This window comes from bacterium (assembly GCA_019695335.1).
In the GTDB taxonomy this organism is placed as follows: Bacteria; CLD3; CLD3; order SB21; family SB21; genus JABWBZ01.
In genome coordinates, this window is the sequence record JAIBAF010000130.1 from 1 (window position 1) to 2,905 (window position 2,905).

4 protein-coding genes are annotated in these 2,905 nt (G+C 42.4%); 2 read left to right on the forward strand and 2 right to left on the reverse strand.

The genetic code is table 11. The features are described 5' to 3' along the window. Positions 1-987, forward strand: a 987-nt coding sequence (locus K1X84_16905; protein MBX7153309.1) for a CHAT domain-containing protein, incomplete at its 5' end; no start/stop codon positions are given. On the opposite strand, the gene K1X84_16910 is transcribed toward K1X84_16905, so the two are convergent. Next, entirely contained in the window at positions 984-1,838 is an 855-nt protein-coding gene (locus K1X84_16910; protein MBX7153310.1) for a DUF3078 domain-containing protein, read from the reverse strand. The genes K1X84_16905 and K1X84_16910 overlap by 4 nt on opposite strands. 28 nt (positions 1,839-1,866) lie before the next feature. After that, positions 1,867-2,265, reverse strand: a complete 399-nt coding sequence (gene mscL, locus K1X84_16915) for a large-conductance mechanosensitive channel protein MscL (protein ID MBX7153311.1) — start codon at positions 2,263-2,265, stop codon at positions 1,867-1,869. Between the two features lie 180 nt (positions 2,266-2,445). Between mscL and tadA the strand changes: the two genes are divergently transcribed. Further along, positions 2,446-2,905, forward strand: a 460-nt coding sequence (tadA, locus tag K1X84_16920) for a tRNA adenosine(34) deaminase TadA (GenBank protein MBX7153312.1), incomplete at its 3' end; no start/stop codon positions are given.

The following is a 2,905-nucleotide window of genomic DNA, read 5'->3' on the forward strand; positions in this document are numbered from 1 at the left end:
ACGGATAATAATAATATCTCCATTAACGATTTAAACCGTCTTTATCGAAAGTTTTTTCAACCCGTTGAGCCATTTTTGTCAAAAGAAAAAACATTAATTATCATTCCCGACGGTGTCTTGTATCAGTTGCCATTTGAAATGCTGGTTACTAAAAAGGGGCAAAGTTATTCTGATTCGCGATATATTCTGCACGATTACCCTGTGGCTTATTCCGTTTCAACCGGGCTATTTATCGACCGTTTGCAACGTGAATCGAAAGCGCCTTTGAATTACGGAGGTTTTGCTGTAACTCAGTTTCCTGAATTGCCTGCACTGGAATTCGCAACAGAGCAAGTACAAAAAGCTGCGGCGGTTTTTGGTCGTTCGGATTATTTTGAAAATGAAAGAAGTACGAAAGATAGATTGACAGCCAAAGGCGGTGAGTACAAAATATTGGAATTTGCAACGCATGCGTTGGTCTCTGACGCGGAACCTTTGTATTCAAAAATTGCATTATGGAATACCATCGATTCTATCCGATCCGATGAATGGCTGTACGTTCACGAAGTCTATAATTTAAAATTGGACGCGGACCTGGTTTCATTGAGCGGCTGCAAAACCGGTCTTGGAACGCTGACATCGGGCGAAGGATTTATCGGATTCAATCAGGCGTTTTCATTTGCCGGTGCCGCCAGTCTTTTGATGTCATTCTGGCCTGCAGAAGATGAAGCAACCAGTTCTGTTTTGAATATTTTTTACGAGAATCTCAATAAAGGTTTCTCACGCGCGGAAGCTTTGCGGCGAGCTAAATTACACTACTTGGAAACAGCACACGAATTGAAACGTTCACCGCACTATTGGGCTTCATTTACATTGTGGGGCAACCCGAAACCGATCCATTTCAATCCGAGTATGATGTGGTTATGGATCGGCTTCGGATGCGGGCTTCTCATTACCATAAGTGTCATGTTTCGGTTCAAACGTTCATCAAAACGGCCGAACTTTTAAAAATTATATAACAACCCTACGGCAATAACTTCTTTAAACTGCCACTTAGCTTTTCCATCCGTGTCTTTGATGTCGTTGTCATAAATCAACTGTGTCGAGACGCTAGAGCTTACGTATTTGTTGACTTTCATAAGCAATAAATTTTCCCAGTTTACATCGATGTGTTTGATGTCTTTATAACTGGAGAATAGGTTCAGTTTGGTTTGAAAGTCGATACCTTCCATCACTTTACGTTTATATGCGCTGTTAATCAAACATCCGAATTCATTACGTATATGGTCGCCTTTTTTGACGCCGTAAGCGCCGGCATCTGAAAGCGTATCGCTGAGAACGATCGTAGATTTGCCGGTGATGGGCGAGATCAAAGTAAAGAAATTGTCATTGGGTTTATATTCCGCACCAAGCGATAGGGTGATATATGCCGGTGACATAAATTCTGAAATCAAAGTTTTAGGAGTAGTATTGTAATCGAAGCCTTTGGCAAATTGCGTACGAAAATCGAACAAAGCGCTGTAACTCCAGTGACCAACGGCTTCGCGGCCAAATTTGGATGTAAGAATAATTTTGTCATCGCTTTTTCTGAAAGGATTATCGCCTTGTTTGATGATGCCGTAACCGAGATCGAGCGTATTGTCCCAGCTAATTTTATCTTTTTTCATATTGGCAAATAGCGTGATAAGCCCGTTGACGGCGAGAGAATTTTCACCGCCGGCCGACCAGTTTTTTAATCCGACTTGGCTGAGATTGACCCCGACGGCGCCGCCGGTCTTCCATGTTTTAGTAGTGTCTTGAGCTGTGGCGGAATAAAAACCAGCTATAAAGAAAAGCAATGCGTGTAATAAACTTTTCATGATAATCTCCGGTAGATGGTAACTTTATTTATTTTTTTAACAAATCGCGAATTTCAGCAAGTAAAAGTTCCTGCTTGGGCGGAGCTTGTACCGCTTCCGATTGTTTTTTCATTGAATTCATTATTTTGACAACCAGAAAGACAGCGAAGGCAATGATAATAAAATCGATGCCGGTTTGAATGAAGTTGCCGTAATTGAGCGTTACTGGTTCAGCAATCATTTTTCCTGCGGCATCGTATTCAGCCGATTTCAAAATCCATTTCAGTGCGGTGAAATTGAGTCCGCCGATAGCTAGGCCGATCGGGGGCAGCATGATGTCCCCAACGAGTGACGATACGATTTTACCAAACGCGCTGCCGATGATGATACCGACCGCAAGATCCACTACATTACCTCTGGACGCAAATTCTTTGAATTCTTTCAGGATTTTCATACGTTCCTCCTCAGGTCTTTAGAAAACGTTGAATAATACCGAGCATTATTTAACAAACCATCCGTAATTTGTTGGCGAAACAGTGAAAATTACTTCAAACATCATTTAAGAAGCAAATAATTTGTTTTTGATCCGGCTTTTTTTTATCATGCCGCGTTAAAAAAAAGGAGCCGTATGACTCAGCATGAAGCATGGATGACCTTTGCTTACAAAGAAGCTGAAAAAGCGTACGAAAAAAATGAAATTCCCGTTGGAGCCGTGATTGTATTTGAAAACCGGATTGTCGGGCGCGGGCATAACCAGATCGAAATGCTGCAGGATCCGACAGCCCATGCCGAGATGATTGCGATCACGTCAGCCGTAGCAACGATTGGCAGCAAATGGCTGACCGGTGCGACTTTGTACGTCACACTGGAGCCTTGCGCAATGTGCGCAGGCGCCATTGTTCTATCGCGGATCAGTACGGTAGTGTACGGCGCTCAGGATCTGAAAACCGGTGCGTGCTCATCTCTCTATAATATAGTTCAGGACGAACGATTAAATCATCGGGTTGAACTGGTAACGGGAATTATGGAAGCAAAATGTTCTGAAATTTTGAAAGATTTTTTCAGTAAACTACGGCAAAAAAATAATC